Consider the following 24,827-nt stretch of genomic DNA (forward strand, 5'->3'; position numbering starts at 1 on the left):
GTGTCAGGCCGCCACGGGTGGCGTCGACGTCTCGGCGGAGGGGGTCGGGCCGAGCGGGATGGTGAACCACAGGGTGGTGCCGTGTCCGGGCGGGCTGGCGAGCCGGCTGCTGCCACCCAGGGCGGTCACCCGGTCGCCGATCCCGCGGATGCCGGAGCTGACGCTCGGATCGGCACCGCCGACGCCGTCGTCCCCGATGCGCAGCCGGAGGGTCTGCTCGTCGGCGGTGGCGTCGATGCGCACATACGAGGCGTGCGCGTGCTTGGCGGTGTTGGTGAGCGCCTCGGCGACGACATGATATGCACTGGTCTCGATATTCGGAGGCAGCCGGAACGGCAGGTCGACGTGCAGCTCGGCCGGCACCGGCGAACGGCGGGCCAGGGCCTTGAGCGCCGGCTCCAGGCCGCGCTCGGTCAGGATCACCGGGTGGATACCGTGCGAGACCTCCCGCAGCTCGTTGATGGCGTCGGCCAGGTCGTCGGTGACCTCGGCCAGGTCGTCGGCCAGCCCGGTCGGCTCCACCGGCGTCAGTGCGTGAATCCGGCGCAGATCCAGCAGGAGGGCCAGGAGCCGTTGCTGGGTGCCGTCATGCAGATCGCGTTCGAGCCTGCGGCGGGCCTGGTCGCTGGCTTCGACGATGCGGACGCTGGCGGCGGTCAGATCGGCGCGCGCCTGCAGGTTCGCGACGGCCAGGCCGACGAGATCGGTGAAGTCGGCCGTACGGGCCGCGTCCTGCGGCCGGAGCTGTTCCTCGCTCGCCGCCATGACGATCAGGGCCCCCCACAGGCTGCCCTGCATCACGATGGGCGCACCCACGGAGATCCTGATCCCGTGCCGGGCCAGGAACGGGTCGGGCACGGACGTGCCCTCGCCGACGCGGGTCCACCAGGACCGCTGACTGGTGTAGACGTGCATGGCGGCGCCGTCCGGCGGCAGCGCCGTGCGGGTGCCGACCACGATGGGCACGGCGTACTGGCTCCACCCCGCGACGACGACCGCCTCCTTGTCCGGCTCGTACCGCAACAGGAGGGTCATGTCGGCTCCCAGCAGTTGCCCGACCTCCTCGGTGACCGCGCCGAACACCGCGTCCGACGGCGACGCACGGGCCACGAGCGTCGCGATCCGCCGCAGGGCGCCCTGTTCGGCCACGAGCCGATGCAGGTTGTCACGGTGCGCCTCCAACGACGTGGCCATGGCGTTGAACGACCGCTGCAGCACGCCGATCTCGTGCGGCCCGTCCTCCGGCATCCGGGTGGACAGGGCACCGGCCGCCAGCTGATCGGCCATCCCGGCCGCCGCCGCGACCGGCCGCACGATCCCGCGGTTCACGAACGCCGCGAACATCACCACGACCAGCACCGACCCGGCGAGCGTGACGCCCGCCGTGGCCCACGCCCACGCGGTGTCCGCGTCGGCGCTGGCGGCCTGCCTGGCCGCATCGCGCATCTCTCTCGTGGTGAACTGCGCGAACTCCGCGTGGATCGCGTCGACGCGTTGCTGGCTGTCGAGCAGTTGCACGGCGTCGGGCGACCCGGGACTGCCACCCGCACCCGCCGGCCCCGACATATCGGCCGTGAAGGTCGCGATCTGCTGATTGAGATGCCGGACGCGCGCCTGCTGCTGCGCATCCTCGGCGACGAGCATCTCAAGCCGCACCGACTGCGGCGCTATCGCCGCACGGGCCTGTTGCCACGCCATCACGAACCGTGGGTCGTGGGTGATGACGAAGCCGCGCTCGGCGCTCTCCATCGACAGCACGGAGGTCTGCAACTGCCCGGCGGTGATGACCGCGGCCTGCGAGCTGCGCGCCGACCGTACCTCCCGATCCAGACTCGCCACAGCGGCCAGCATCGTCACCAGCGCCGCGCTCAAGGCCACCGCGCACACCAGGCACAGCACCATCACCCGGCGGGTCAGCCCGAAACTGCGAGTGTGTGCCTTCACCCTGATCTCCATCCAGCGCACCACCACCAACGGGCGGCGGGAGCGCACCTCCTGGAAGCCTACAACCGGATATGTCGACATTTTCCGCTCTGTACCAGAATGCGACATTACGGCTGGAAGTTCGCGACGCTGCTGCCGACCGCGTCCGCTTCCAAATGTTTCGAAAACACGGATCCGTATATTGGGGCGGGATTTCCAGGGATCCGCGGAATCGCCGAGGAGGGGCATGTCCAGCACGCCGCTGTCGTTGTCACTGCCGCAGCCGCCGGCGCGGGCGCCCGAGTTCGGCCGGGACGCGCTGATTGCCTGTGAGAGCCTCGTGCGCATCTATCAGACCGGGTCGGTCGAGGTGCAAGCGCTCCAGGGACTCGATCTGACCGTCGACAGCGGAGAAATGGTCGCTGTCGTCGGCGCCTCCGGCTCGGGCAAGTCGACGCTGCTGTCGATCCTCGCCGGGATCGACGCCCCGACCGCCGGCCGGGCCCGGGTCGACCGGTGGAACCTGCTGGCCATGTCCCGCGCCGACCGGGTTCACTACCGGCGGCACACCGTGGGGTTCGTGCGCCAGCAGACGGCCAGCAACCTGGTGCCGTACCTCACCGCCCGGCAGATGGTGGACCTGCCGATGACGGTCGCCCGCACCCCGGTCCGGACCCGCCGGGACCGCGCCGCCGAGCTGCTGGCCGCGCTCGGCGTCGCCGACTGCGCCGACCGGCGCCCCGGGCAGCTGTCCGGCGGCCAGCAGATGCGCGTCGCGATCGCGGTGGCGCTGGCCAACCAGCCGAGGGTCCTGCTGGCCGACGAACCCACCGGCGAGCTGGACTCCGCCACGTCCGCCGAGGTGTTCGGGGCGCTGCGGGACGTCAACCGGCACTTCGGTGTCACCGTGGTGGTGGTGACCCATGACCCGGCGGTGAGCGGCCAGGTCGAGCGGACCGTGGCCATCCGCGACGGCCGGACCAGCAGCGAGGTGCTGCGCCGCGCCACCGTCAACGCCGACGGCGACACCCACGTGTTCGCCGAGGAGTACGCCGTGATGGACCGCGCCGGCCGGGTCCAGGTCCCCCGCGACTTCCGCGAGGCCCTCGCCCTGACCCGGCGGGTCCGCCTGGCATTGGAATCCGACCACGTCACGATCCGCCCCGACACCGCCGACACCGCCGGCACCGCATGAGCGCCGACCGCACCACCGAGCCGGCCACCGACCCGGCCGCCGAGCCCATCGCAGGGCCGCTGCTGTCGGTCCGCGACGTCCACCGCCGCTTCGGCGCCGGACCGACCGTGGTCCATGCGCTGCGGGGCGTGTCGTTCGACGTCCGGCCCGGCACCATGGTCGCCCTCGTCGGCCGGTCCGGCTCCGGCAAGACGACCCTGCTCAACGTCATCGGCGGGCTGGACCGCCCGGACGGCGGCACCGTGCACATCGACGGCACCGACGTCACCGCCCTCGACGAGGACGGCCTGTCCCGGCTGCGCCGGGAGAAGGTCTCCTACGTGTTCCAGACCTTCGGGCTGATCCCGGTGCTGTCCGCCGCGGAGAACGTCGGCGCGCCGCTGCGGCTGGCCCGCGTCGCGCCCGCCGAGCGCGAACGCCGCGTCGCGCTGCTGCTCGAACTCGTCGGCCTCGCCGAGCACGCCGAGCAGCGGCCCACCGAGCTGTCCGGCGGCCAGCAGCAGCGGGTTGCGATCGCCCGGGCACTGGCCGGCTCGCCCCGGCTGCTCATCGCCGACGAACCCACCGGCCAGCTCGACGCCGAAACCGGCCTGGCGGTGATGGCGCTGCTGCGCGGGGTCGTGGAGTCCGAAGGCGTCACCGCGCTCGTCTCCACCCACGACCCGGTCATGATCGCGCTCGCCGACCGCGTCATCAACATCCACGACGGGCAGCTCGACTGATGCTCATCCTGCTCGCCCGCCGCGCCGGCGCCCAATGGCCGCTGCTCGCCGCGCTGCTCGGCGTCGTCACCGTCGGCGCCACGCTGCTCGGCACCTGCGCCCTGCTCACCACCCGCACCGCCGAGCGGGCCTACGAGGTCGCCGCCACCCGCGCCGCCCCCGACGCCGTCGACGTCACCGCGTACACCGGCACCGTCGAGGGCCACGACGCCGGCACCGTGGCCACCGACGCCCGCGACGTCATCACCGCGGCCCTCGCCCCGTTCCCCACCACCACCCACACCCGCGCGTCGAGCATCCTGCGGGCCCTGCCGGCAACCATCGCCGCCGGCACCACCGTCGCGCCCCAGGCCTACCTGTCCGGCATGGACGATCTGTCGGCCCGCGCCCAGCTCACCGCCGGACGCTGGCCGCAGGCCGCGAAGACGCCCCTGGAAGCGGTGCTGCTGGAGCAGACCGCACAACTGCTCGGCCTCGCCCCCGGCAGCCGGCTCCACCTCGGCGCCGAACTCGCCCACGCCGCCGTCCCCCCGCTCGACGTCACCGTCGTCGGCATCGTCCGCCCGCTGCCCGGCGCCGGCTGGGACCGCGACCCGCTCGCCGCCACCGGCTACGCCCCCGGCTACCTCGACGGCCGCTTCGGCCAACCGGTCAACGCCTACGGCCCGCTCATCGTCGACCTCGGTGACCTGCTCACCAGCGGCGCCACCATCGACCGCCTCCAGGTCACCGCCCACCCCGACCTGTCCCATCCCACCGGCCGCGACCTCGACGCCGCCGCCACCGCCGTGCGCGGCGCCGACCGCCACCTCGCCGGGGTGCTCGGCAACCGCGTCCAGCTCGAACGCGTCTCCTCCGCCCTGCCGCTGACCCTGCAGGCCGCCGACGACCAGCGCCGCGTCACCGCCGCCGTCGTCCTCGCCGTCGCCGTCCTCGGCGGCGTCCTCGCCGCCACCGCCCTCGCCCTCGCCGGCCGGCTCACCGCCGGCGTCCGCACCGACGAGACCGCCCTGCTCACCGCCCTCGGCGCCAGTCCCCGCCAGCTCGCCGTCGCCGCCACCGTCGAGGCCGCCGCGCTCGCCGCCGTCGCCGCCGCGCTCGCCGTCCCTGCCTCCTCCGCCCTGCACGCCGTCCTCACGCACCTGCCGCCGCTCGACGGCGCCGGGCTCGCCGCGGACCCCGCCGTGACCGGCGCCCAGACGCTCACCGTGGCGGTCGGCGCGCTCGCCCTGGCCGCGGTCCTCATCGTCCTGGCCGTCCGGCCCGGCCCGGCGCCCGGCGACCGCCGCAACCGCCGCGAACTGCTCGCCAGGTCCGGCGCGGACGTGCTGCTCGTCGCGTTCGCCGGGATCGGCTGGTGGCAGCTGTCGACCCAACCCGCCGACGCCACCACCCGCGCCGACGCCGTCCGCGTCCTCGCCCCCGCGCTGCTGCTCACCGCCGGTGCCGCGCTGGCCCTGCGGCTGATGCTGCCCGCCCTGCGCGGGGCGGACCGGCTGGCCCGCCGCGGCCGCGGACTCGTCCTGCCGCTGGCAGCGTTCGAGGCCGCCCGGCGCCCGCAGGCGGTCGCCGCCGGCCTGCTCATCGGCCTCGCCTGCGCCGCCGGCACGTTCGGCATCGCCTTCGACGCCACCTGGCAGCGCTCGCAGCACGACCAGGCCGACGTGTCCGTCGGCACCGACCTCGCGCTCACCCTCACCACCCCGCCCGTCGCCGGGCAGGGCAGCACCGTCGCCGCCGCCACCGGCGGCACGGTCAGCCCCGCCGTCAACCGCGGCATCGCCGTGGGGCAGTGGCTCGGCAGCGGCGGCGCCCCGCCCGCCTCGTCGCCGTGAACACCACCGACGCCGGCGCGCTGCTGCGGGGCCGGCTCGACGGCGACCGGAGCTGGACCGGCGTCGGCACCGCCCTCGCCCCGGCCACCCCCGCCGCCGGCATCGCCGTCCCGGCCGGCGCCGAGGTCACCCTCACCGGCACGACGACCGGCGACGCCCCGCTCGCCGTGACCCCCCGCCTGCTCCTGCAGGACTCCACCGGCCTGCGCAGCCCCTGCACCGGTGCCACCGTCCCACTCGACGCGGCCCCGCACCGGCTGCCGCCCTGCGCGACCACCGGCGGGCTCCAGCTCGTCGCCGTGTCCCTCAAGGTCGAGGCCTCCGAAGCGGACTTCGCGGGCGGCATCAGCAAGATCGCCGTCACCCTCACCGTGCCGGGCGGCACGCCACCGTCCGCCCCGTGGACCGCGACCTCCGCTCCGCCGGTGCCCGGGAAGGTGTCCGGACCGGAGGTCGCCGTCGCCGGCGCGGACCTGCACCTGACCGCGACCGTCGACTTCGGCGGCGCCCCGGACGCCGCCCGCACCGTCGTCGCCACCGCGTTCCCCGACCCCGGACCCGTGCCGGTCGCCGTCTCCGCCCGCTTCGCCGACGAGATCGGCGCGAAACGCGGGTCCACGCTCAGCATCACCGTGGGCACCACACCGGTGTCGATCAAGGTCACCGAGGTACTGCCCACCGTCCCCGCCGCACCGGGCGCCGTCGCCGTCCTCGCCGACCTCGACACCCTCTCCCGCGTCATGGCCGTCGCCGGTGACCTCACCTTCCCGGTCGACGCCTGGTGGGTCGGCCACCCCGCCGGCGATGCCGCCGACCGGGCCGCCGCCCTGCGCCTGGGCACCATCACCACCCGGGCCGACGAGACCACCCGCCTCAGCGCCGGCCCGCTGCGCGCCGGCCTGCCCGCCGTGCTCCGGCTGCTCGTCCCGGCCGCCGCGCTGCTCCTGCTCGCCGGCGTCATCCTGCACGTCACCTGCGACCTGCAGGTCCGCGCGCTGGAAGTGGCGCGGCTGCGCGGCATCGGCATGGCCCGGCGCGACATCCGGGCGGTCATGCTCGGCCAGCACGCCGGGGTGCTGCTGCCCCTGCTCGTCGCCGGCGCCGCGGTCGGCGCGCTCGCCACCCGGCTGGTGGCACCGCTGCTCGTGCGCTCCGACACCGGCGCCGCACCGGTGCCGTCCGCCGCACCGCTGTGGCCGTGGGTGGCCGAGACGGCCCTGCTGCTCACGCTGCTGGCCGGCTGCACGCTCGCGGTCGCCGCCGTCGTCTCCGTCCAGGTCCGCCGGGCCGACGCCACCCACCTGCGGGTGGCATCGTGAAGTGGCCACGCCTGCACCCGCCGGCCCTGCTGCTCACGCTGCTGGCCGGCCGCACGCTCGCGGTCGCCGCCGTCGTCTCCGTCCAGGTCCGCCGGGCCGACGCCACCCACCTGCGGGTGGCATCGTGAAGCGGCCACGCCTGCACCCGCCGGCCCTGCACTGGCCCAGCATCCGTGGCCGGGCCCGCGCCGACGCCGGACCGCTGCTGCTCGCCGCCGCCGTCGTCGCGGCCGTCGCCCTCCTCGCCGGTGCCATGCCGCCGCTGCTGCGCGCCACCGCCGACGACGCCGTCCAGGACACCGTCCGCCGGGCCGGCGACGACGCCGACGTCCTCGTGCACGCCCGCTGGGAACGCGACGACGGGCCCGGCGGCGGCCGGCTCCGCGCACCGCACCTCGCCGAGGACGTCGACGAACTCCGCGACCGGGCATCGTCCGAACTCGGCCCCGACCTGCGCGCCGTCCTGCAACCACCGGTCGCCGTCGTCACCAGCCCGGTGCTCAACGTCACCGACGGCAGCGTCCTGCGCACCTTCCAGCTCACCTACCTCGCGCCCGACGGCGGCGGCCCCGCCGTCACCTGGATCGCCGGCACCGCACCGGGATCCGCCGTCGGGACCGACCGGTCCGTCGAAGCGCCGTACGTCGGCCCGCCCTGGCCGGTCCAGGTCGGACTGTCCGAAGTGGAAGCCGCCGCGCTGCGCCTGAAGCCCGGCGACACCATCCCGCTCAAGGACGAGCAGAAGCAGGTCAAGGACGTCCGGGTGAGCGGCATCTTCCGGCCCGTGGACGGCACCGACCCCGCCTGGCGGCTCGCCCCGTCGGTGCTGCAGCCCGTGCCCGGCGCCGACGGCGTCGGTACCACCCGGCTCGGCGGCCTGCTCTCCCGCGACTCCCTGCCCGACGCCCGCCTCGCGTTCGACATGGACCAGCTGCAACGCACCATCCGCTTCGCCCCTCGGCCGGACGCCCTCACCTGGGCCACCGCGTCCGCGCTCGCCGCGACCGTCGTCGGGCTCAAGGCCACCTCCGGCGCCTCCAGCCTCTTCGACGAGTCGCTGCGCTGGGAATCGCGGCTCGACACCGTGCTGCGGGACGCGCAGACCCAGATCGACGCCGCCTCCGCCCAGGCGTCCGCCCTGCTCACCGGCGTGTTGCTGGCCACGGTGCTGGTCCTGTTGGTCGCCGCCGACCTGCTGGTGCACCGCCGCACCGCGACCCTCACCGCCGCCCGGCACCGAGGGGCGGCGCTGCCCGACCTCGGCGCGGAACTGTTCGTCGAGTCGGCCGCGGCGGCGCTGGCGGCGACCGCGATCGGCCTCGCGCTCGCCCGTGCCGTCGCCCCGGCGTCGCCGTGCTGTCGGCGCTGCCACTGGTCCTGGCCGCCGCCACCGCCGGTCCGGCATTCGGCACGCTCGCCGCCGCCCGGGCCACCAGCGACCGGCGTACCCCGGCGAACAGCAGCGCCCGCCGCTGGGCCCGGCGCACCGCGCAGCGCCGCGCCGCGCTGGACGTCGCGATCCTCGGCGCCGCGGTCGGCGCCCTCGTCGCGCTGCGCCAGCGCGGCATCTCCTGACCGGCGCGGCCGGCGGTGCCGCCCTGCCCACCAGCGCGCCGGCGCTCGGTGCGCTCGCCGCGGCGCTGGTGCTGCTGCGGCTGCTGCCCGCCGGCACCCGCATCGCGCTGCGCCAGGCGTTGCGCTCGCGCCGCCCCTCGCCGTCTTCGGCGCCGCCCGGGCCGCCGCCACCGCCGGCCGGATCCTCCGCCCCTGGCCCTGGTGACCGCCGCCGCGGTCGCGTCGTTCGCGCTCGTCCTCGACGCCTCCGCCGGTGCGGGGCTCGCCGACGGCGCGTGGCGCACCGTCGGCGCCGATGCCCGCCTCGACGTCGCCCCGGCGGCGGTGGCCTCGACACCCGCCCTCGCCGCACGCATCGCCGCGGCCCCCGGGATCGACCACGTCGTCGTCGCGCAGGTCACCGACCGGGCCCGGGTCATCGCCGACACGACGGTCACCGCACCGCGCCTGGTGATCGTCGACGCCGCCGCGTTCCAGCGGCTGCTCGCCGCCACCGCGCTGCCGGACGCACCGGCGCTCACCCGGCTCACGAACCCCGCACCCGGTGACGTCCCCGCGCTGGTGCTCTCCGGCGACGGCAGCCTCCGGCCCGGCATGCGCCTGCAACTGCCCCAGCCGGACGGCGCCCCGGCGATCCGGCTCACCGCGGTCGGCACCGCCCCCGCCGTCGGCGACGCCACCGAGGTGGTCGTCGTGGACGCCGCGAGCCTCGCCGCCGCCGGCCTGCCCGCCGCGCCCAACACCGTGTGGGTGGCCGGCCCCGGCACCCCGGGCCGTCGCCGGCAGCGACGCCGCCGCGAACGTCGTGCTGCGCGCCGACGTGGAGCACACCCGCCGCGACGCGCCGTTGACCGCGGGCCTGCTGCGGCTGGCACGGAACGCCGCCGCGGCCCTGCTGGTGCTGGGACTGCTCGGGTTCGCCCTGGGCGCGTCCGCCGGCGCACCGCAACGCTGGCAGACCCTCACCCGGCTGCGCACCCTCGGCCTGCGGCCACGGGACGCCCGCTGGATCGCGGCCGGCGAACTGCTGCCCCCGGTGCTGATCGCGGCGGTGGGCGGCCCGCTGCTCGGCATCCTGCTGGCCCGGCTCACGCTCGGCCCGCTCGAGCTGCGGCTGCTCACCCGGCAGGCCGTCGATCCCTCCCTCGCGCTGCCGTGGGGGTGGCTCACGCTGATGGCCGCAGCGCTGGTGGTGACGGTCGCCGTGGTCGTGCCGGTCGAGGCGGCGCTGCGCCGGCGCAGGCAGCTCGGCGAGGTGTTGCGCGCGGGCGAGTGACACCGCCCGGTGCCCGATCGGGTCCTGCGGGGCCGAATGGGGCGGCTTCAGTCCGCCGCCACCCGCAGCACGACCTTGCCGCGGCCTGCCCCGACGCGGCGAGCTCGTGGGCCTCGGCCGCCCGGTCCAGCGTGAACGTCGCCCGGACCGGGACCCGCAGCCGGCCCGCAGCGGCGAGCCCGGCGGCGACGGCGAGTCCGTGCCGTCCGTCCGGGTCGCCGGAGCCGGCGTGGGACAGCCGGACACCGTGCCCGCCGGCGGAGAAGTCGGCGATGGTCACGACCCGGCCGGGGTCTCCGGTGACGGACACCAGCGCCGGCAGCGATCCGGCACCGGCGACGTCCAGGGCCGCGTCGACACCCTCCGGGACGAGCTCGGCGACCCGGTCGGGCAGGCCGGGGCCGTAGGTGGTCGGCAGGGCTCCGATGTCACGCAGGAAGTCCTGGTTGCCGGGGGATCCGGTGCCGACGACCCGTGCCCCGCGGGCGACCGCGAGCTGGACGGCCACGCTGCCCACGCCGCCGGCCGCGCCGTCGACGAGCAGGGTCGTCCCGGCGCCGACGCCGAGCAGGTCGAGGACGCGGGTCGCGGTCTCCGCGCTCGTGCCGAGGGCGGCGGCCTGCTCCCAGGTCAGTGCCGCGGGGCGAGGCGCCCAGAACTGCAGGACCGCGTACTGCGCGGTGGCCCCGCCCAGCCGCATCACGTCCACGGCGCCGAAGACCTCGTCGCCGGGCCGGACGTCGCCGACGCCCTCGCCGACCTCGTCCACCACGCCCGCGGCGTCGACGCCCGGGACGTGCGGCCACGCCAGCGACGGTCGCAGCCTGCCCGCTCGCAGCAGGGCATCTGTCGGCGCGACCCCGGCGGCCCGCACGGCGATGCGGACCTGCCCCGGACCGGCGTGCGGCGCGTCGACGGGCCCGACCGTCAGGACGTCCGGGGCGCCGAAGCTGGAGTACTGCAGAGCGAACACGGCTGTTCCTTCCACGCTGTTGCGCCGGTGCGACCGCACCGCCACCGGAACCTAACGCTCGAAGTGGAACAGGGCGTCCGTCTTGTGCTGAACTGAGACGCGTGGACCGCGAAGTGACTCGGAAGCCTCGCTCGGATGCCCGGCACAACCGTGCACACATCCTGTCCGTGGCGCGCGCGACGTTCGCGGCCGAGGGGCTGGAGGTGACGATGCGAGAGCTCGCCCGTCGTTGCAGGCTCGGCGTGGCCACGCTCTACCGGCACTTCCCGACCCGGGAGGACCTCGTCGTCGCCGCGTTCGCCGAGCAGGTCCGCGAGTGCGTGGCGACGGTGGCGGGCGCGGCGGAGGATCCGGACGCGTGGCGAGGCATCAGCACGGTCGTCGAGGAGGTCTGCACCCGCCAGGCGCTGGACCGGAGCTTCAACGCCGCGCTGCTGGGATCGGCGGCGACCGGGAAGGTCTTCGCCGCCGAACGCGCCCAGAACATCCGGGTGCTGACCCGGCTGGTGGACCGGGCACGCCGCGAGGGGGCGGTGCGCCCGGACCTGACCGTCGAGGACTTCCGGCTCGTCCTCGCCGCGACAGCGACCCCACCCCGCTACCCTCCCGGCAGCGGGCGGGCCCTCGTCGAAATGCGCCGGCTCGCGGCGCTGCTCCTGCAGGGCATCCGCGCGCAGCCGGCCACCGCGCTCATCCCGCTGCCGGCCTGGCCCGCCGAACGGCAGCGTCGTTCAGTCTCCTGAAACGACCTGCCCGGCCCGCCGGGCGGTCCCGTCGAACGGCACCCGCGGTGCCCGACCTGCACCGGCCCTGACGCCGACCCCGCCGGCCCGCCCCCCGAACTGCGCCTGCGTCAGGCCGCCGGCGGACAGCTCACGTGGGCAGCGCACCCACGGGCACGGGCTGCGGCGCCGCCGCGTCGGCGGACTCTCCGGCCAGCCGGATCCTGCGGATGCGCCAGAGCAGCCAGCCGACGGAGATGATCCCGAGGACGCCGTAGGCGATGGGATTGCCGAAGCCGTCCCACGCCGTGTGCAGGATCACCACACCGGCGAACGTCGCGGCGAAGGCGACGGCCGTGCGCAGGCCCGGGCGGATCACGAAGGTCCAGAGCGCGGCACAGGTCAGCCCAGCCCACGCCGTGTGACCGGCGGGCGACAGCAGCCCCCGCACCAGCAGGATCTGCTCGACGGCGCCGATGCTGCCCTTGGACTGGATCAGCGTGACGAACGCGTAGCCCATCGTCTCCAGGACCGCGAACCCGAGCCCGCACGCCATGCCGATCATCAGCCCGTCGGCGGTGCCGCCCCGGCGCCGCCAGGCGGCGAGCAGCACCGCGACCGGGACGACCAGCTTTGCCGTCTCCTCGATCAGCCCGACCCCGGCGACGCCGAGCCAGGGCAGCTCACGCATCTCGTCGTATTCGAACCACCCGGCGAACACGATCCCGACCACACCCCCGACGAGGGCGATGAAGCCGAGCAGCCCACCGGACACCTGCCAGCCGGCGGTCCGGCCGGCCGCGAACGCGAGGAACGTCGCGGGGACGAACGCCGACCCCAGCAGGATCAGCGCCGGCACGAAGTTCGGGTTCTCCGTCGCGATGACCGTGACCAGCACGGCGATGTTCAGCATGAGCCCCCCGGCGAGGACCGCGATCCACGCGTACCGGCTCGGCCACCTGCGCTCGACCATGGCGCGAGTATGCACGGGTACCCGCCGGGGGCGCGACATCCGACGCCTAGGTGGCGTCGACCCCGCGGTACGGGCCCTTGGCCAGCACCAGGCCGCCGGGGGCGTCGCTGGCCTTCATGATGTACGACTCGCGGGTCGGCGGCACGCCGGCGGCGCTGTAGTCCAGCACCGGCGCCAGGCCGTTGGTGTCCACCTTGGTCAGTGACTGCCGGGCGTTGACCAGCCCCTGCCGGGTCAGGTCGCGCGACGCGCACGCACGCTCCAGCAGTTGCCGCATGACGTCGGCGCGCGCCCAGCCGTAGGAGATCTGCAGCGTCGGGTTGGTGCCGGGGAACTTCTTGAGGTACTTGTCCAGGATCGCCTTGGAGGCGGGCTGGTCGAACGGCGACACCGGCTGGGCGCCGAGGAAGTGGCTCTTGAGGTACGCCCCACCGGGGGTCTTGAGCGTGCCGGGCGCGAAGGTCTGCGTGTTGCCCAGCAGCGGCACCTGCATGCCCTGGGTGGCGGCCACCGCGGCGGCGGAGGCGAGCGGTCCGCTGCTCGTGGACATCACGATGGCCTTGACGCCCTGGGCCTTCATGGCGGTGACATGGGCGGTCATGTCCGTGTCGGTCGGTTTGATCTTGGCCTCGACGAGCTTGAGGTTGTGCGCCGCGGCGACCTTCTTGGAGCCGATGAGCCCGCTCTCGCCGAGCTCGCCCTCGAAGTAGATGTGGCCGATCGGGTCGCCGTCGGCGAGCTGCTTCTGCTCGAGCAGGTGGTCGAGCAGGTTCACCACCTCGATGTCGGTGGTGGCGCCGACGATCGTCATGAGCGGGTTCTTGAGCAGCACCGGCGCCCAGCTGGCGGGCAGGGTGACGATGCCGTCCTTCTGGATGTCGGCCGAGAGTGCCGCGTTCATCGGCGAGCCGAGGATCTGTTCGAAGACGAGGTTCTTGGTCTTCATGCTCGCGTACAGCGTCACCGCGTTCTGCACGTTGTATCCGTGGTCGCGCACGTCGAGGTCGACCTGGTAGCGGCCGTCGCACACGCCACCCGCGGCGTTGCGCTCCTCCCAGTACAGCTTCTCGGCGCCGGTGAGCTCGGTGGCCAGCGGCGCGAACTGCCCGGTCAGGTCCGTGAGGACGCCGAGGCTGATCCGGTTGCCGCTGACGCCGATGTCGGTCTTGACGTCACCGGTCGAGCTGGGGCGTGCGGTGTTCGCCTTCCCGCTGCACGCGCTCAGGGCGACGCCGAGGGTCAGTGCGGTGGCTACCGCCAGCAGACGGCTGGTTCTGTTCATCGGTACTCCTGGGGGGTGTCTGGCGGATACGGAGGCCGGTGGCGCGCACGAGCACGGCCGCGATGACGGCGATGCCGAACGCGTACCGGGCGGCATGGCCGGCGGTGATGCCGCCGCTGCCGGGCTGGGCGAGGAACGGCAGGTCGGCGGCGTACTCCTGGAGCAGGACGGGCAGTGCGGTGACCACGGCGGCACCGGCGATCGCACCGCCGATGGAGCCCAGCCCGCCGATCACGATCATGACGAGGTAGAGCACGGACACCTCGAGCGCGAAGGACTGCGGTGCGACGCTGCCGATCGCGACGGCGCTGAGGACGCCCGCCAGGCCGGCGTACATGGACGAGACGACGAAGGCGAGCGCCTTGTACGTCTGGACGGGAATGCCGACGGCGGCGGCCGCCGGTTCGCTGTCCCGCACGAGGATGAGGGCCCTGCCGACCCGGCCGTCGACGAGGTTCCGCGCGAACAGCGCGGCCAGGATCAGCGCGACGCCGCCGAGGTACCAGAGCTTCTCGTACTCGCCGAACGGCACCTGGGCGACCGTCGTGACGGTGTCGTCGACGAGGTCGGGGGTGCGCCGGCCGTTGAACCCTCCGGTGAGCGGCTGCGCGACGTTGAGCACGTGCTGGCCGATGAACACCAGCGCGATGCTGGCGATGCCGAGGTAGATGTGGCGCAGGCGCGCGGCGATGGGCGAGAACGCGAGCCCGGCCAGGCCCGCCAGCACCATGCCGGCGACCGCCGCGACCGGTGCGGGCAGGCCGAGCCCGGCCAGGCGGTCGCCGGTGGGCGCGGCGAGCACGCAGTAGGCCACCGCGCCGACGCCGAGGAAGAACCCGTGGGCGAGGGACAGCTGGCCGGCGGTCCCGGTGAGCAGGGTCAGGCCGATCGCGCCGATCCCGGCCGCGGCGACCGACAGGCCCAGCCGCAGCCAGGACTCGTCGAGGTAGTAGGGCGGCACGAGGAGCGCGAGCCCGATCGCGGTCCACAGGACGGCTCGGCGGATGCGCGGCGAAATCTCAGACACGGTTCGCCGCCCGGGTGCCGAACAGGCCGGTCGGCCGGACCAGCAGCACGCCGATCATCACGATGTACGGCACGACCTGGTCGAAGCCCCGCCCGAGCACGGACAGCTCGTCCTGGTAGCCGGCGGCGAGGGACTCCGCCACGCCGACGATGAGGCCGCCGGCGAGCGCGCCGGTGGTCGAGTCGAGGCCGCCGAGGATGGCGGCGGGCAGGGCCCGCAACGCGATGACGCCGACGGTCGGCGAGAGTCCGGGGGTCGGGGAGCCGGCGAGGAAAATCCCGGCGATGGCGGCCAGGGCGCCGGCGAGCAGCCAGCTCGCCGTGACGACGCGCCGCACCCGTACGCCGGTCAGCGCCGCGGCCTCGGGATCCTCGGCGGTCGCGCGCATGGCCGCGCCCCAGCCCGTCATGCGGAACGCCAGCAGGAACAGCGTGATGACCACCGCGGCGACGCCGAGCGCGACGATCCGGTTGGCCGGCACGGCGACGTCGCCGAACCGGACGGCCGAGCCGCCCCAGGGATGGCCGAGCACGACGATGTCCGGCCCCATCCGCCGGTTCAGTTCGGTCGCGAGCAGGATGTCGACGCCGATGGTCATGATGGCGAGATCGACCGGCGCCGCGTCGCGCATGCGGTCGGCGAGCAGCCGCTGCACCACCAGGCCGGCCGCCGCCGCGGCGGACAGGCCGAGGGCGGCGGCGACGGCGAACCCGAGCGTCTCCCAGGTCAGTGCCGTCACGTACGCGCCGAGGAGCAGCAGCGAGCCGTGCGCGAAGTTCAGCACGCCGGAAGCCTTGTACAGCAGCACGAGGCCGAGCGCGACGAGCGCGTAGACGGCGCCGGTGGACAGCCCGGTGAGCAGCATCGACAGCAGTTGGCTCATGCCGCCACCTTCCGCTGCGCTCCAGGCGTCAGCATGAGCCGAACCTGCGACATGATTCGCTCGCGGAGCTCGCTCATGCCGCCACCTTCCGCTGCGCTCCAGGCGTCAGCATGAGCCGAACCTGCGACATGATTCGCTCGCGGAGCTCGCTCATGCCGGTGCCCCCAGGTATGCGCGGAGCACGTCGGGGTGGTCCTGGATCGCTTCGGGTGGGCCGTCGGCGATGCACCGGCCGAAGTCCAGGACGGTGATCCGGTCGGCCAGGCGCATGACCATCGTCATGTCGTGCTCGACGAGGACGACGGTGACGCCGGCCTCGTCGCGCAGCCCGCGGATCAGCTCGGCGACGGCCGCCGTCTCGGCGGCGTTGAGGCCGGCGACCGGCTCGTCGAGCAGGATCAGGCGCGGGTCGGCGCACATCGCGCGGGCCAGGTCGACGCGTTTGCGGTCGCCGTAGGACAGCTGCGCCACGGGCCTGTCGAGGACACCGCTCAGCCCGAAGCGCCCGGCCTCGGCCACCGCCCGTGCCCGCTCGCGGCGCTCTTCCCGGCGCGCGCCGGGAAGCCGCAGCCCGGTCCGCACGGGACCGGCGGTCATGCGCTGATGGCAGCCGAGCAGCAGGCTCTGCAGGACCGTCTGGCCGCTGGACAGCGCCACGTTCTGGAACGAGCGCGCGATGCCGAGGCGGGCGATGGCGTGCGGCGGCATCCTGGTCAGCTCGTGACCGTCGAAGCGGATGCCGCCGCTCGCCGGCCGGTGCAGGCCGGACAGGACGTTGAGCAGTGTCGACTTTCCTGCGCCGTTGGGGCCGATGACGGCGTGGATGGTGCCCTGCGTGACGGTCATCCCGACCTCGGCGAGGGCGGCGACCGCGCCGAAGCGGACCGTGATGTCCTGCACCGTCAGGTACGGTGCCGCGGGCGCCGACCGTGCCGCTGGTTCGTGGACGGGCTCTGGGCCGGTCCCGGCCGCGGCGCTCGCCGCCGACGTGCCCAGGTAGAGCCGGCGCACCTCGGGGTCCTCGCGGAGCTGGTCACCGGGTCCGTCCAGCGACACCCGCCCCAGCTCCAGCACGTATGCGTGGTGGGCGGCGCTCAGCGCGACCGCCGCGTTCTGCTCGACCAGCAGGACCGCCACGCCGTCGGCGTTGAGCTGGCGCACCACGGCCATGACCCGCGCGGCGGCCTGCGGGGCGAGGCCGAGCGTCGGCTCGTCGAGCATGAGCAGCCGCGGGCCGGCGGCCAGCGCCCGGCCGATCGCGAGCATCTGCTGCTCGCCGCCGGAGAGCAGCAGGCCACGCTGGCGGCGGCGGGCGGCGAGCTCCGGGAACGTGTCGTAGACGCGCCGCAGCGCGGCCCGTTCCCGGCGCCGGCCGCCGGCTGCCGTCGCGAGGCGCAGGTTCTCCTCGACGGTGAGCGTGCCGAAGATGCGCCGCCCTTCCGGGACCTGGACGATCCCGCGCCCGAACGACTCCTCCGGTCCGCGGCCGAGCAGCGGCTCGCCGTCGAACCGGATCTGCCCGCTGGTGATCCGGCCGCGGTGCCGGCGCAGGTTCTGGCTCACCGCGCGCAGCAGGGTGGTCTTGCCGGCGCCGTTGCTGCCGACGAGGGCGACGATGGCGTGCTCCGGCACGGTGAGGCTGACGCCGCGCAGTGCGGCGATGCTGCCCTGATAGGCGATGCTCAGGTCGCGGATGTCCAGCATGGGACCCCTTGGACGTCGCCACCCTCACAGGGGTGGTTCGAGTGAATAGATACTACACACTTGTGTTACTGCTGCAACAGAACTGTCTCAGGTTTCGAGGCCACCGAGGACGCGCAGCGCGTTGTGCTTGAGGATCAGCGGGCGGACCTCGTCCTTGATCGGCAGCGCGGCGAACTCCGACAGCCACCGGTCGGGGCTGATCAGCGGGTAGTCGGTGCCGAAGAGCACCTTGTGCCGCAGGGGTCCGTTGGCGTACGTGACGAGCTGCGGCGGGAAGTACTTCGGCGCCCAGCCGGACAGGTCGATGTACACGTTGGCCTTGTGCGTCGCCACCGCGAGCGCCTCGTCCTGCCAGGGGAACGACGGGTGCGCCAGCACGACGGTCAGCTCCGGCAGGTCGGCGGCGACCGCGTCGAGCAGCATCGGGTTGGAGTGTCCGAGGCGGATCCCGGCGCCGCCAGGCATCCCGGCGCCGATCCCGGTCTGTCCACTGTGGAACAGTGCGGGCACGCCCAGCTCGGCGATCGTCTCGTACAGCGGGTACGCCATCCGGTCGTCGGGCGCGAAGCCCTGCAGGCTCGGATGGAACTTGAACCCGCGGACCCCGTGCTCGGCCACCAGCCGGCGGGCCTGCCGCACCCCGTCGGCGCCCCTGTGCGGGTCGATGCTGGCGAAGGGGATGAAGACGTCCGGATGCCGGGCCGCGGCCGCGGCCACGTGCTCGTTGGGGATCGGAGGGTGTCCCGTCACCGACTCCGAGTCGACGGTGAACAGGACCGCCGCGAGCCGGCGCTCCCGGTACACCTGCGCGATCTCGTCGATGGAGGGCGCCCGGTCGCCGGTCGTCCTGAAGTACTTCGCCGACGCCGCCATGTGGACCGCCGGCAGGCTCTCGTGCCCGTCGTCGGCCCGCTCGGCGTGGACGTGGAAGTCGATGGCGTCCACGGTGCCCGGATCGGGGCCTCGGTACCGGTGCATGCGCGGCTCCTTGCATCGTGGGACGGGGCCGGTCAGGGAAGCGCATCCTCGTGGGCCTTGGCGGCGAGCAGCCCGACGATCAGCCGGTCGCGGGCCTCGGCGAGCTCGGGTCCGGCCCGGTCGCCGAGCTCGGCCCGCACCCCCTCGACCAGTGCGGCGGCCAGCTCGGCGGTCAGCGTCGGCGTGGCGAGGTCCTGCCACCACCGCACCATCGGCGGGCCGAGGTGGGCCAGCGTGTGTGCCAGGCCGCCGGCGCCGCCGGACAGGTGCTGGTTGACGAACGGCCCGAGCACCGACCAGCGCAGCCCCGGACCGTTGGTGATCGCGGCGTCGACGTCGGCGACGGTGGCGATGCCGCGCTCGACGAGGGAGTACGCCTCGCGCCACAGCGCCGCCTGGAGCCGGTTGGCGACGTGCCCGGGGACCTCGTGCCTGACGTGGATCGGTCGCTTGCCGAGCCGGGTGTAGACGTCCATGGCACGCGCCACGGCCGCCGGCGCGGTGCGGTCGCCACCCACCACCTCGACCAGCGGGATGACGTGGACCGGGTGGAACGGATGGCCGACGAGCACCCGCTGCGGGTGGTGCGCGCAGCCGGCCTGCAGCGCCGTGGCCGGCAGCCCTGACGAGCTGCTGGCGATGATCGCGCCGGCCGGCGCCGCCGCGTCGAGCGTCGCGACCAGGTCCCGCTTGAGCGCCTCGTCCTCGGGCCCGTTCTCCTGCACCAGGTCCGCGTCGCGCACCGCGGCCCGCAGGTCGTCCACCACCGTGAGCAGGCCCAGATCCGGTTCGCCGGCGAAGCCGAGCAGCCGCATTGCCGGCCAGCTCGCGCGCACGGCGGCCGCGAGGCGTTCGGCGGCGCCGGCCGCCGGGTCGTACGCGGTGACCGGTACCCGGTGCGCCAGCAGCGTGACGACCCAGCCTGCGCCGATGACGCCGGTGCCGATCACCGCCGCGCTGCGCAGTGCCGCGGTGCCGGTCATCGCCCGGCGCTCCCGGGCCGCGGCCGGTCCCGCACGAACTGGTCCAGCGAGGACGGGTCGAGCAGCGCGTCGCGGCTGGCCGCGGCGTCGGGCGCCATGCCCTGGAGGATCCGTTTGACGGGAACCTCCAGCTTCTTGCCCGTCCGGCTGCGCGGCACCGCCGTCACGGCGTGGATGGCGTCCGGCACGTGCCGCGGCGAGAGGCCGTCGCGCAGTGCCGAGGCGAGCCGGTCGCGCAGCGCGTCGTCGAGCGTCACGCCGTCGGCCGGCACCACGTAGAGCAGCAGCTCGCCCGGGCCGCCCGCACGGTCCTCGAGGTGGACGACCAGGCTGTCCACGACCTCGGCGAACTCCTCGACGACGCGGTAGAACTCGGCGGTGCCCAGGCGTATCCCGCCGCGGTTGAGGGTCGCGTCGGACCGGCCCGTGATGACGCAGCTGCCCCGGTCGGTGTAGCGGATCCAGTCGCCGTGGCACCAGACGCCCGGATACCGCTCGAAGTACGTGGCGCGGTACCGCGCGTCGCCGGGGTCGTTCCAGAAGCCCACCGGCATCGACGGCAGCGGCCGGGCGATGACCAGCTCACCGAGCTCGCCGACGACCGTGTTGCCCTCGGCGTCCAGCGCCCGGCCGTCGACGCCCAGCAGGTTGCCGGTCATCTCGCCGGCCCAGACCGGCTGCATGGGGCTCCCCGCGACGATGCCGGTGCACAGGTCGGTGCCCCCGCTGCCGACGTTGAGCAGCACGTCCGGGCCGAACCGCTCGTGCGCCCACACGAAGCCCTCCAGCGGCAGCGGCGAGCCGGCCACCCCGAGCTGCCGCAGGGCGGAGAGGTCGTGCTGCCGGGCCGGGTCAAGGCCCTGCTTCCGGCACGCCATGAGATACCCGGGGCTCGCTCCGACGAGCGTGGCACGCGTCTGCGCGGCCAGCCGCCACTGCTCGCCGAGGTCCGGGTAGAGCGGGTTGCCGTCGATGAGCACGATGCCGGCGCCGAGCAGCAGGCCGGAGACCAGCGTGTTCCACAGCATCCAGGCCGTCGTGGTGAACCACAGCAGCCGGTCACCGGGGCGCAGGTCCCAGCTCAGGGCGAGGTTCTTGAGGTGCTCGACGAGGATGCCGCCGTGGCCGTGCATGATGGCCTTGGGCTTGCCCGTGGTGCCGGAGGAGAACAGCACGTACAGCGGGTGGTTGAAGGGGACCGGCTCGAACGCGAGCGGCTCGGTGGCCGCGAGCAGGTCCCGCCAGCCGACGGCGTCGGGGAGCGGACGCGCACCGTAGGCGACGTCGACCGTGTGCCGCAGCGTCGGCAGCGCGGCCCGGATGGCGGCGACGTCGTCGCCCCGGTCGATGTCACGGTCGCCGTAGCGGTAACCGGAGACCGCGAGCAGGACGGTCGGCCGCAGCTGCTCGAAGCGCTCCACCACGCTGCGGACGCCGAACTCGGGGGCGCAGCCGGCCCAGATCGCCCCGAGGCTCGCCGTGGCCAGCATCGCCACGACCGCCTCCGGGATGTTCGGCAGGTAGGCCACCACGCGGTCGCCACGGCCGACGTTGAGCCGGCGCAGCCCGGCCCGCGCCCGGCTCACCTGGTCCGCCAGGTCGCCGAAGGTCAGCGTGATCGGCGGGCGCGTCTGCGAGTACGCCAGAATCGCGTACTGCCCGTCGTCGCGCGGCCGGCCGACGGCGTGCTCGGCGTAGTTCAGGCGCGCGCCCGGGAACCAGCGGGTGCCGGGCATCCGCTCGCCCTCGATCACCGCGCGGTACGGCGTGTGCGCCCGCACCTCGAAGAAGTCCCAGATGGAGCCCCAGAACCCGGACAGGTCCGTGACCGACCACCGCCACAGGTCCGCGACGCCGGCGAAGTCGAGCGCGCGGCGGTCCCGCAGCCAGTCCAGGTATCGCCCGAGCTCACTGCTCCGGCGGGCACCGGGCGGCACCGGGCGCAGCAGCCGGCCCTCGGCGACGCTGCTCATGGTGCAGCCGCCCCCGGCCCGCCGGGCGCCCGCCCGTCCCCGCCGACCTTGGCGGCCCGGCCGTCGAGGAATGCCTGCATCCGCAGCTTGGCCTCGTCGCTGCCCTGCGCGACCGCACTCATCAGCGCCTCCAGCAGCATGCCGGTGGCCGGTTCGGCCGCGGCGATGCGGGGCAGCGCCTGCAGCACCGCGAACGTCGTGAGCGCGGCCGCGCCGGCGACCCGGCCGGCGAGGTCGAGGGCGGTGTCGAGCCCCTCGCCGTCGCCGACCAGGTATTGCGTGAGTCCCGCGGCATGCGCCTGCTCCGCCTCATAGACCCGGCCGGTCAGCATCAGGTCGACCATGCGGGCGGTGCCGATGAGCCGGGGCAGCCGCACGGAGCCGCCGCCGCCGACGAAGATGCCGCGCTGCCCCTCCGGCAACGCGTAGAAGGCGGACGGCTCACCGACCCGCACGTGCGTGGCGCACGCCAGCTCCAGCCCGCCGCCGATCACCGCACCGCGCAGCACCGAGATCACCGGCACCGTCCCGAACTCGATCGCGGCCATCGCCCGGTGCCACATCCGCGAGTGGGCGATGCCGGCCACGATGTCCGTCCCGCTCAGCTCGGCCAGGTCCAGCCCCGCGGAGAAGTGGTCGCCGCTGCCCGTGAGCACGACGGCCCGCACGCCGGCGGGCGGCGTGGTGAAGAACCGCTCGAGTCCCAGGAGGGTCTGGTCGTCGATCGCGTTGCGCTTGTGCGGGCGTGAGAGCGTGAGGACGGCAACGGCATCCTGGCGCCGGACGGCGAGGCCCGGCGGCAGATCGATCGGGTCGGACGGTGGGGCGGCACCCGTACCGGACATGCCGTCAATGCTAGACACCTTTGTCGATTGCAGTCAACGGACAGTCGAAGGTCCGGGGAGCGCGTAACCTGTCGGCGTGACCACGAACGAACTCGTCGTCGCCGCCGATCCGGCGGTCGCACAGGTGACCGCCGCGGTCGTGCTGCGGCCGCAATCGGTGCTGCTGACCTTCTTCGGTGACTACGTGCTGGACGGCGACGTGCTGGTCTCCGCGGGCAGCGTCGTCGACGTGCTCGGCCGCGTCGGCATCGGCGAGCACGCGGCCCGGGCCACGCTGACCCGGATGGTGCACCGCGACCTCCTGCGCCGGGAGGTGCGGGGACGGCGTGCGTATTTCGGACCCACCGAACACGGACGGCGCATCATCCTCGACGGCCGCAACCGGGTGCAGGACGGCGACATCGTGACCCGGCAATGGGACGGCACCTGGACCGTCGTCGGCTTCTCCATGCCCGAGTCATGGCAGCGCGAACGGCACGACCTGCGATCCCGCCTGCAGTGGGCGGGCTTCGGCATGGTCCAGGCCGGGCTGTGGGTGGCACCGCGCCGGGTCGATCTCGCGGCGGTGCTGGAGGACTCCCAGCTGGGCGAGTACGTGCACGCGTTCGAGGCCGCGCCGACCGGGCCGACGGAGCCGGTGCGCCTGATCGCCGAGGCCTACGATCTGCCGCCCCTGGCCGCCCGGTACATCGACTTCGCCGCGCGGTGGACACCGTTCGACGGCGACGCCCCCGCGGCGGACCCGGTCAGCCGGCGGGTCGTGCTGACGACGGACTGGCTGCAGACGGTCCGCGACGACCCCCGGCTGCCGCTGGAGTTCCTGCCGGCCGACTGGCCGGCGATGCACGCGGAGGTCCTGTTCCGGCGGATCAACGCCCGCCTGCGCCGTGCCGCCGAGCGCGAGATGCGGCAGCGCCTGGACGTCATCCCCGGCGCGGCACCGGAGTCCTCGGCGCCACAGGACGCCTGACCTCGCGATCGGCAGGACCTGAGGCCGGTCGGCGACATTGGGGTGGCGCGGTCGACCGCCGCATACCTGGATTTCCGGCACGGCACGCCGCACGGCGCCCGCGCCTACGTACCGGGGCGGGAGGAGCCCGTCCACCTCGGCCTCGACGATCTGCGCGACTGGGGCACCACGCTCGGGCGCCTCCCCGACGGGATGCGCCCACCCCGCCGCATCGAGGTCCACCACTCCGCGCCGCTGCTGCAGTTCCTCATCGAGGCCAGCAAGCAGGTCAACTTCGTGCTGTTCGCGTCCGCCGATCGACGTCGCACCGCTGCGCACGGCCCCGGGCCGGGGCCTGTTCGATTCTGAACGTACCTGACCGCTGCTGTTCGACGCATGGACATGTTTCGTTCTGCCGACGATATTGCGTTCGACAGTGGCGTGACCCTCGGAAACAGGCTCAGGAGAGGCGAGAAACATGCAGGCAGGACCAACCCGGTCGTTGCGTCGGTTGCTGACCGCCGTCGTGGTGACCGCACTCGGCACGCTGGGTGGTGTCGTCGCCGCCTCGGCGCCCGCCCACGCCGCCACCAGCCAGTTCCGGGGCATGAACTGGGCAGTCCTGGGCGACAACTTCAGCACGGGCCCGCTGGTCGTGCAGGGCCTGAGCCAGTCCGACAGCAACGCGACGGTGCGGGCCAAGGCCAACGCGCTCTACGACGACATGGCGGCCATGGGGGTCAACACCGTCCGGCTGCCGATCAACACCCACACCGTCGGCACGACGTGGTGGAACAACTACCGGGGCGCCATCGACGCCGCCACCGCCCGCGGCTTCAAGGTCATCCTCGCCTACTGGGAGGACGGCGCCGCGTCCGGCGGCCGGATCACGAACATCGCCGCGTGGAACACGATGTGGTCCCGCGTGACCAACATCTACGGCGCCAACACCAACGTCTACTTCGAGCCGATGAACGAGCCGCACGGCTACAGCTCGGCGGACTGGCGCAACGTCGCGGCGAACTGGCTCAGCTACCACTACTCCGCGGTGCCCAGCCGGGTGCTCATCGGCGGCACCGGCTACAGCCAGGACCTGCGGGACATCTGCAACGACAGCCGCTTCAGCGGCACGCTGCTGTCCTTCCACCACTACGCCTTCTTCTACAGCGCGATGACGTACGACGCCTTCCGCAGCCACATCCAGACCCGTCTTGGCAACTGCGCCTCCCGTGCGGTCGTGACGGAGTTCGGCGCGCCGATGTCCACCGGGCTCAACTACGCCAACGCGAGCAGCACCGACAACTTCGTGCGGCACATCCGGGCCGTCACCCAGGTCATGCGCGACAACCAGATGGGCGGCACCTACTGGCCCGGCCTCGGCGGCAAGCCCACCGGAAGCCTCGGCTACGACAGCTACTCGATGTTCTCCTTCAGCGGCAGCGGCACCGATCTCAACCTGACCGTCCGCAACGCCTCCGGCCGCGACCGCATCCGATACGGCTGGGGCCTGTAGAACCGGCACACCACGCCCCCGGCGCCGAGCTCCGTGCTCGGTGCCGGGGGCCTCGTCGTTCCCGCGCACCGAAACGTTCCCGGGCACCGAAACTGTAAGGGGTGTTGACAGATTTGGGGCCAGGTCGCAGTATCGGTGGGCACGCATCGACCTTGGGCGATTGCGTACCCCGCCGCC

The 24,827-nt window shown here is 74.1% G+C and carries 21 protein-coding genes and 2 pseudogenes; 11 read left to right on the plus strand and 12 right to left on the minus strand.

All coding sequences use genetic code 11. From position 1 onward, the window contains the following. Positions 1–3: 3 nt before the first annotated feature. A complete protein-coding gene (locus OHA72_RS52290; protein ID WP_327011826.1) occupies positions 4–2,172 on the minus strand; it encodes a CHASE3 domain-containing protein in 2,169 nt (722 codons plus the stop codon). Between OHA72_RS52290 and OHA72_RS52295 the strand changes: the two genes are divergently transcribed. The 7 genes from OHA72_RS52295 to OHA72_RS52325 all read left to right on the plus strand — a co-directional run bounded on the left by OHA72_RS52295 (position 2,171) and on the right by OHA72_RS52325 (position 9,845). After that, complete coding sequence (locus OHA72_RS52295) at positions 2,171–3,118, plus strand: ABC transporter ATP-binding protein (protein ID WP_327003574.1); 948 nt, start codon at positions 2,171–2,173, stop codon at positions 3,116–3,118. The two genes, OHA72_RS52290 and OHA72_RS52295, sit on opposite strands and share 2 nt — an antisense overlap. Then, complete coding sequence (locus OHA72_RS52300) at positions 3,115–3,840, plus strand: ABC transporter ATP-binding protein (protein WP_327003575.1); 726 nt, start codon at positions 3,115–3,117, stop codon at positions 3,838–3,840. The genes OHA72_RS52295 and OHA72_RS52300 overlap by 4 nt, the downstream gene beginning before the upstream one ends. Then, on the plus strand, positions 3,840–5,675 hold the full coding sequence (locus tag OHA72_RS52305) for a hypothetical protein (RefSeq protein ID WP_327003576.1): 1,836 nt from the start codon (positions 3,840–3,842) through the stop codon (positions 5,673–5,675). Before OHA72_RS52300 ends, OHA72_RS52305 begins: the two co-directional genes overlap by 1 nt. Then, complete coding sequence (locus OHA72_RS52310) at positions 5,672–6,994, plus strand: hypothetical protein (RefSeq protein WP_327003577.1); 1,323 nt, start codon at positions 5,672–5,674, stop codon at positions 6,992–6,994. Before OHA72_RS52305 ends, OHA72_RS52310 begins: the two co-directional genes overlap by 4 nt. After that, positions 6,991–7,122, plus strand: coding sequence for a hypothetical protein (locus OHA72_RS52315; protein WP_327003578.1), 132 nt, complete (start codon positions 6,991–6,993; stop codon positions 7,120–7,122). The genes OHA72_RS52310 and OHA72_RS52315 overlap by 4 nt, the downstream gene beginning before the upstream one ends. Continuing rightward, on the plus strand, positions 7,119–8,774 hold the full coding sequence (locus tag OHA72_RS52320; protein ID WP_327003579.1) for a hypothetical protein: 1,656 nt from the start codon (positions 7,119–7,121) through the stop codon (positions 8,772–8,774). The genes OHA72_RS52315 and OHA72_RS52320 overlap by 4 nt, the downstream gene beginning before the upstream one ends. A gap of 600 nt (positions 8,775–9,374) precedes the next feature. Beyond that, positions 9,375–9,845 (plus strand): FtsX-like permease family protein, encoded by a 471-nt coding sequence (locus tag OHA72_RS52325; protein ID WP_327003580.1) that lies wholly within the window; start codon positions 9,375–9,377, stop codon positions 9,843–9,845. A 47-nt stretch (positions 9,846–9,892) separates the two neighbouring features. Here OHA72_RS52325 and OHA72_RS52330 read toward each other — a convergent pair. Next, a pseudogene (locus OHA72_RS52330) lies at positions 9,893–10,818 on the minus strand (NADP-dependent oxidoreductase). Between the two features lie 167 nt (positions 10,819–10,985). Between OHA72_RS52330 and OHA72_RS52335 the strand changes: the two are divergent. After that, positions 10,986–11,561 carry a TetR/AcrR family transcriptional regulator gene (locus tag OHA72_RS52335; RefSeq protein ID WP_327003582.1) on the plus strand — a complete coding sequence of 192 codons (576 nt, stop codon included), beginning with the start codon at positions 10,986–10,988 and terminating at the stop codon, positions 11,559–11,561. Positions 11,562–11,691: 130 nt separating this feature from the next. Here the strand turns inward: OHA72_RS52335 and OHA72_RS52340 are convergent, their stop codons facing one another. From OHA72_RS52340 to OHA72_RS52380, 10 genes and pseudogenes are all read right to left on the minus strand, one after another. Then, complete coding sequence (locus OHA72_RS52340) at positions 11,692–12,513, minus strand: PrsW family intramembrane metalloprotease (RefSeq protein ID WP_327003583.1); 822 nt, start codon at positions 12,511–12,513, stop codon at positions 11,692–11,694. A gap of 46 nt (positions 12,514–12,559) precedes the next feature. Further along, positions 12,560–13,795, minus strand: a complete 1,236-nt coding sequence (locus OHA72_RS52345; protein ID WP_327003584.1) for an ABC transporter substrate-binding protein — start codon at positions 13,793–13,795, stop codon at positions 12,560–12,562. Beyond that, positions 13,686–14,822 (minus strand): ABC transporter permease subunit, encoded by a 1,137-nt coding sequence (locus OHA72_RS52350; protein WP_327003585.1) that lies wholly within the window; start codon positions 14,820–14,822, stop codon positions 13,686–13,688. Before OHA72_RS52350 ends, OHA72_RS52345 begins: the two co-directional genes overlap by 110 nt. Then, positions 14,815–15,705, minus strand: a complete 891-nt coding sequence (locus OHA72_RS52355; RefSeq protein WP_327003586.1) for a branched-chain amino acid ABC transporter permease — start codon at positions 15,703–15,705, stop codon at positions 14,815–14,817. The genes OHA72_RS52350 and OHA72_RS52355 overlap by 8 nt, the downstream gene beginning before the upstream one ends. A gap of 150 nt (positions 15,706–15,855) precedes the next feature. Further along, a complete protein-coding gene (locus OHA72_RS65300) occupies positions 15,856–16,551 on the minus strand; it encodes an ABC transporter ATP-binding protein (protein WP_442788783.1) in 696 nt (231 codons plus the stop codon). A 138-nt stretch (positions 16,552–16,689) separates the two neighbouring features. Further along, positions 16,690–17,409 (minus strand): annotated as a pseudogene (locus OHA72_RS65305) (ABC transporter ATP-binding protein); the annotation flags it as partial. Between the two features lie 87 nt (positions 17,410–17,496). Then, positions 17,497–18,387: an amidohydrolase family protein gene (locus OHA72_RS52365; RefSeq protein WP_327003588.1), complete on the minus strand. Its 891-nt coding sequence runs from the start codon at positions 18,385–18,387 to the stop codon at positions 17,497–17,499. 32 nt (positions 18,388–18,419) lie between these two features. Continuing rightward, entirely contained in the window at positions 18,420–19,370 is a 951-nt protein-coding gene (locus OHA72_RS52370; protein ID WP_327003589.1) for a 3-hydroxyacyl-CoA dehydrogenase NAD-binding domain-containing protein, read from the minus strand. Continuing rightward, on the minus strand, positions 19,367–21,343 hold the full coding sequence (locus OHA72_RS52375) for an acetoacetate--CoA ligase (RefSeq protein WP_327003590.1): 1,977 nt from the start codon (positions 21,341–21,343) through the stop codon (positions 19,367–19,369). The genes OHA72_RS52370 and OHA72_RS52375 overlap by 4 nt, the downstream gene beginning before the upstream one ends. Further along, entirely contained in the window at positions 21,340–22,188 is an 849-nt protein-coding gene (locus OHA72_RS52380; RefSeq protein WP_327003591.1) for a crotonase/enoyl-CoA hydratase family protein, read from the minus strand. Before OHA72_RS52380 ends, OHA72_RS52375 begins: the two co-directional genes overlap by 4 nt. 76 nt (positions 22,189–22,264) lie before the next feature. Here OHA72_RS52380 and OHA72_RS52385 point away from each other — a divergent pair, with 76 nt between their 5' ends. The 3 genes from OHA72_RS52385 (at position 22,265) to OHA72_RS52395 (ending at position 24,650) form a co-directional block, all read left to right on the plus strand. Then, positions 22,265–23,158: a PaaX family transcriptional regulator gene (locus tag OHA72_RS52385; RefSeq protein WP_327003592.1), complete on the plus strand. Its 894-nt coding sequence runs from the start codon at positions 22,265–22,267 to the stop codon at positions 23,156–23,158. 42 nt (positions 23,159–23,200) lie between these two features. After that, positions 23,201–23,506, plus strand: a complete 306-nt coding sequence (locus tag OHA72_RS52390; protein WP_327003593.1) for a hypothetical protein — start codon at positions 23,201–23,203, stop codon at positions 23,504–23,506. 133 nt (positions 23,507–23,639) lie between these two features. Next, the gene (locus OHA72_RS52395; RefSeq protein ID WP_327003594.1) at positions 23,640–24,650 is read left to right on the plus strand and encodes a glycoside hydrolase family 5 protein; all 1,011 of its coding nucleotides are present in this window, start codon (positions 23,640–23,642) and stop codon (positions 24,648–24,650) included. Positions 24,651–24,827 lie beyond the last annotated feature (177 nt).

Source organism: Dactylosporangium sp. NBC_01737 (assembly GCF_035963215.1).
In the GTDB taxonomy this organism is placed as follows: domain Bacteria; phylum Actinomycetota; class Actinomycetes; order Mycobacteriales; family Micromonosporaceae; genus Dactylosporangium.